The sequence below is a fragment of the Pseudoalteromonas sp. RWi3 genome (genome assembly GCF_054960735.1).
Genome location: NZ_JBHNYL010000032.1, coordinates 1 through 5,759 on the forward strand (window position 1 = coordinate 1; position 5,759 = coordinate 5,759).

A 5,759-nucleotide genomic window follows, 5' to 3' on the forward strand; every position below is an offset into this window, starting at 1 on the left:
CATGTCACAAACCGATAATTTTTTGTGTATATGATTAATTTTTATTAATGACTTAACCATTGCTGAGTGCCTAATTTTATTCAATTAGTAATAGGTATTTTCATAAAATATAAAAGCATATTTGTGCTTGTTTTAGATGAGATTTAAGGTATCTGAGTCGCTATAAGGGTCGCCCATTTTTAATGTATACTGCTCTTTGTTGTGTTCTGAATAACACTAACCACTAAAGCTGTCTCTTAATTAAAGGTATAGCTACTGGTCACAAAAAGGCGAAAGAAACATGCTCAGATTCAGTTTTCCTAGTTTAAATTTTATATACTACTCATCTAAGTTATCACTGCAAATACTTACTAATATCGACATCATCTATCTGCTCCTGTGAAAGGAACGCATGTGCATAATCTAAATAAACACCGCTTGATAAAAACAGATTGAATACATCTGGATCAACATGTTGATCTAACACCATCTTATGTAAAATATCAATTGCTACACTCACAGGCTTCGCCTTTTTATAAGGCCTATCTGCAGCAGTGAGGGCTTCAAATATATCGGCTAAAACCATTATTCTTTCAGGAATTGATAAATCATCCCCCTTTAAACGCCTAGGGTAGCCAGTGCCTTTCAATGTTTCATGGTGGGTTGATGCATAACGAGGGACCCGAGAAAGTTCTTCAGGTAGCGGGAGCGTTTCAAGCATTTTTATCGTACTGATAATATGCTCATTAATTTTGAAACGATCTTCTGTTGTAAGTGTTCCGCGCGAAATAGATAAATTATATACCTCACCTAAATTATAAAGGTGTTCTGGTACGTCAACTTTAATTTCAAAACTAGGATCGTAATGATGTGCAGTTCCTGTTCTTGGTATAATATGCTCAGGTTTGTCATCAAGTAAAAATTCTATTACTGGTAATGCCGTCGGCTTTGATGAATATCGCATTTCTTCCACTGGCGATAACCCTATTCCATCATCAAAATTACGATACCACTGTTTTTTACTTATCGATTTAAGTCGTGATATATCTTCATCACTCATGAATTCACCTCCTACATTCGCACCGGCTACAAACGCATAGTCCTTTTTTAGGGTTTCATGCTGAATATTGAGTTTGGCAATATATTCTTGCTCTTTTAAGGGGGTTTTAATAGTGTTTTTTAATGCTTCTATTTCAGCATCTCGCCATAAAACTTCAAATCGAGTTCTAATTTCATGTATGCGGTTATAAATTGTTTCTAGTTTAGTCCCTTTATCTACTATATGTTCTGGTGTAGTAACTTTGCCACAATCATGTAGCCAAGCTGCAATATGAAATTCTCTTCTTTCTGCGTCTGTTTTAAAACAAAATTCTTTAAAAGGCCCTTCGTTATGTTCAGATGCGTAGTTAGTTAACATCAACGCTAGCTGAGGTACTCGCTCACAATGCCCAGCAGTATAAGGTGATTTATCATCAATCGCTTGGGCTATAAGTTGAATAAATGAATCAAGTAACGCTTTCTCACTTTCTTCATGCTGTTGAATTGAAGACATCATTGCTGTCATTGAGTCTGCAAGCTGGCGAATTTCAACAACTGGGCTTACCACTTTATATGTATTTTTATAATCGCGTTTGCTGATCATTTTTGCATTGGCTGCAAGTTGCAAAATAGGTCTTGTAATGGGGTTTGCAAAAATCCAGCACATAGGCACAAGCAATAAAATACCAAGTAAAGTATATATTATTGAAAGTTTAATTTTTTCCATTGCTGGTTTAAGCAATTTAGGCATGGGGGATACTGCTGCAAAATATCGACTTCCATCTTCACTCAATGATGTTATATAAACTAAGTGCTCAACACCATTAATATCATCATAAAATATTTGATTGAGCTTTCTATTTTTTGCAATAAGCGATTTATAAGGTACTGTTGCTTGAGAGCCTGAAGCGTTTAACCTATCTGCACTACTCCATTTCAGTTCTAAGCGTTTTATTTCATCCTCTGGAATTTTTGAAATTGCATCGTTTAAAATAGAAAGTAAAACTATCTGATCTGTTTGTACCACAAGGTGAAGATCTGTTTTTATTTGATGAGGTTCAAAAGACAATGGTTCATGAATTTTTAAACCATCAAAGTAATAGTCACTAACGCTATAATATAAAGAAAGTGAGTTATCGACTCCTGCAAACACTTCGCCGGTTTTAACCATCTGTATCGCGTCTTTGATACTGGCGACAGAAACAACCTCAATCTTAGGGTATAATTCTCTTAACGTTGCATTTATTGACCACCCTGCGGGTATAGCAACTCGTTTACCGTTAAGTTCAGCTACATTCATTAAGTTAGTTTGATTTGCTTGAGTAACAACGCCATAAGGCGCTGGAATAAAAGGCTGGCTGAGTACACCGTTTGGTGAACGAGAATACAAGCTACTAACAGGTTGTAGTATATTTAATTCTCCATTGTTAAATAAATCGACAAGTTCATTCCAGCTATACCCATTGACGTATTCAAAATCAAAGCCTGTTATGTCAGAAATAATGGCGAGCATATCTATCGCATATCCATAAGGCTTTCCTGAAACAGCAAAATCATATGGTTGCCAGTCGGTATCATTTGACACTTTTAATACTGGATTGTTTTTTATATATGCTGCCTGCATAGGTGTAAATTGTAACGGGCTAAAAGCATTACTTTTAGTCGTATTTATATTTTGCGAATGATCGCGTTCAATATTTGAACCAATTACAACTCCGTTATCATCAAATATATATATTTCACTAAATTTACTCGCTTTCTGTTTATTTATTTTGCTAGTTAACGAAGATATCGCTGTATCAATACCTAGTATGGCATTTTGAGTATCTATAACGCGTGAAAAACTAATTCCGGGTTCTTTAATTGATTGTAAAATATAAGGTTGTGATCTGTGTACCTTGTCTTGATTTAATTTAAGGTGCCAGCGCTTATCCGATGGATTAAAAGTGATGGCACTGTACTTAGTTAAACGTACAGTGCCATCCGTCTGAATATAATCCATTCTTTGGCGACTATTTTTATCTCCAGAGGGAGTAACGCTCACTTTTAACCATTTATCCACCGGTTTCGCTTCAAACTTAGCTCGTATCCCTTTGACCGCATCAAGATTGATGACCTCAAAGAGCGCTCCCGAGTCAGTACTGACATAAATTGAACTGTAGAATATATTCGTGTTTAGTAAACTGCTAATTAATTCAAAAGCGTGATCATCAACCAGTTCTTTTGAATTATTAAATTTAAGAAATTTTGACAGTAAAGCCGCATGACTCTCTATATCATTATTAATATCATTAATAATTCCCTCAACATCTTGAGCGGATTCTTTATAAATAACAATAGAGTCTTCGACTGCTGATTGTTTGCTAAAATAGTATTGAAAACCAATAGCTGTAAAGCCTGCAAGCAAAGTCGCTATTACAAAGAAGGAAATAACGGTAAAGCTAAAAGTGATAGAAAAGTTCTTTATTATTTTCAACATTCTTCATATTTCCTTAATGTAATTTTAACGTTATCTTATTAATATACTGATTCATCAAAGATGAATAAAAATCCTAACTTATGTATGATTAATAAGTAACGACTACTTACAGTAAAGTAACATAATGAATATATGGCAAGTTATTAATTAATATATTATTTATGCAAATTATTAGCTTTATCTTCGCTATATAAAAGTCATTAGCAAGCTTACTATGTCTAAGACTATACACTTACAATTTAAATTTTATGTCTGAAGTCAAGATTTAAGCTATCGTTTTTAATTACGTTGATATGTTTTAAATCCAAATCTTCCAACGATATAGGCTACCTTGGGTTTCTGATGCCAAATCAACATAGCTGTCTGTTAAATATTTAAGATGTTTAGCATTTAAGTCTGTTTCAATTTTAAATCCTGAGAAATAGTCAGCGTTAAGCTGATAGCTAACCATCGTATCATGGTGTTCCCAGTGGTAAATTTTCATGAAGTATTCTTTAGCTGCTTTTTCACTACAAAATGAGAATACCAATTCAAATATACCAGATTCTAATTTAGGATAGACTTTTCCTATTGACTCAACTATCGTTTCGATTCTATCCATGCTTACCTGACACCAACTAAATTCATATGGCGTTCTTTATTCAAACCATGGTGCATATTCACACCAAACGTTATTATTGGATGCATAGTCATATTTAAAGTGAGTTTAAAAATAATAACACTCGGTTTTTGAATAAAAAGATCAAAAAACACAGCAGCCTGCTTGACCGGAATTTTCTAATGTGTGACCCCATATTTATTATCTTCCTCAACTCTAATGCTAAATTAGGCTGCTAACGAGACTGTAGAATAACTCAAACAGCCAACTTAAATTAAAAAACGAGCTCCTGTAATTAACTCTAAGCGCTTTTAAAGCATTAGGTAATGCATTTTTGGAACCCATAAAACAGGCTGATTTTCTTTAAAAAGAATAATTCTACAGCCTCAACGCCTCAAACACCGGCTTGGTGAAGTTGGCGACTATTTTTGCGAAAAGTAACCTTGCCGCTTTAGATGTAACCTTGTGTACGGAATTATGTGGCGGATCAATATCTTCAGATGCGTTAAATGACGCCCTCCCATTTGAAAACCATATACAAGGTTCCCAACTGGACTTCCTGCCAAAGCCAAGAAAACCACCACTAATAAACAGTACTTTAACGTCACCGAGATTCGATGAGATGACTATTTCCTCTCTAGTGGACGGGTTTACTGCCTTTACATCTTCAGAGTTGATTAGCGAACCATCAATAGTTCAAATAACAGACAGTCACTCATCTAATGGTATTACTGAACCTTCTTTTTCGATGTGTAATGCGTATGCCATGTTTGCCTTTTAACAGCTTATTGAACACCTCTTTGGCGGTTTATAACACACCAATACGACGTATATTACATTACTTAATAATTCTACTAAACAACTTCAATGTAAACATGTTATTACGTAAGCCATAAAACCCCCGTTGTTAAAATACACCAAAACGACTTTTAATAATGTTATTGGATAAAACGACAACTGTATAAATAAACAGTATCAATGCAAATGCCATTTTTAGCTTATAAAGCTCCCAGCTCACTGGCTTGAAATTTAGCTAGGTGGTTTTATTTTTTGCTGCTGTTGCTTATGATATGCGGTATCAACTGTTTTTTTTAAACTATTAAGGTTTACAGTCATTTCATTAAGGGTGAGCATGTCGAGTTATAACGAAACGCCAGAGCAAATTTCACAAGCCACTGAAGGCTATGTAATGCAACAAACCATGTTGCGTATTAAAGATCCCAAGCCGTCACTTGAATTTTATGAAAACGTATTAGGCATGAAGCTACTAGGTAAGTATGACTTCCCCGCGATGAAGTTCACATTGTACTTTTTAGGCTACGAACAAGACATTCCACAAGGCGATGATAAACAAAAAACACAGTGGGTATTTGGTCGCCCTGCACTGATTGAGCTTACTCATAATTGGGGTACTGAGAACGATGATAGCTTTACCGGCTATGTGAGTGGCAATGAAGAGCCAAAAGGTTTTGGCCATATTGGCATTAGCGTGCCTGATGTATACGCTGCGTGTGAGCGCTTTGCCCAGTACGATGTTGAGTTTATTAAAAAGCCAGACGATGGCTCAATGAAAGGCTTAGCGTTTATTAAAGACCCTGACGGATATTGGATTGAAATACTTTCCCCTGCGGGCATAACTGACATTATTCAAGCACAATAAGCCGC

General features: G+C 35.3%; 3 protein-coding genes. 1 reads left to right on the forward strand and 2 read right to left on the reverse strand.

What is annotated here, in order from left to right; translation table 11 throughout:
* Window positions 1-334: 334 nt before the first annotated feature.
* Together ACFI4Z_RS18930 and ACFI4Z_RS18935 are read right to left on the reverse strand one after the other, a co-directional pair.
* Complete coding sequence (locus tag ACFI4Z_RS18930) at window positions 335-3,496, reverse strand: HD domain-containing phosphohydrolase (RefSeq protein WP_462671880.1); 3,162 nt, start codon at window positions 3,494-3,496, stop codon at window positions 335-337.
* Window positions 3,497-3,794: 298 nt separating this feature from the next.
* On the reverse strand, window positions 3,795-4,097 hold the full coding sequence (locus ACFI4Z_RS18935; RefSeq protein ID WP_462671881.1) for a hypothetical protein: 303 nt from the start codon (window positions 4,095-4,097) through the stop codon (window positions 3,795-3,797).
* Window positions 4,098-5,226: 1,129 nt separating this feature from the next.
* On the opposite strand from ACFI4Z_RS18935, the gene gloA reads away from it, so the two are divergent.
* A complete protein-coding gene (gene gloA / locus ACFI4Z_RS18940; RefSeq protein ID WP_462671882.1) occupies window positions 5,227-5,754 on the forward strand; it encodes a lactoylglutathione lyase in 528 nt (175 codons plus the stop codon).
* Window positions 5,755-5,759 lie beyond the last annotated feature (5 nt).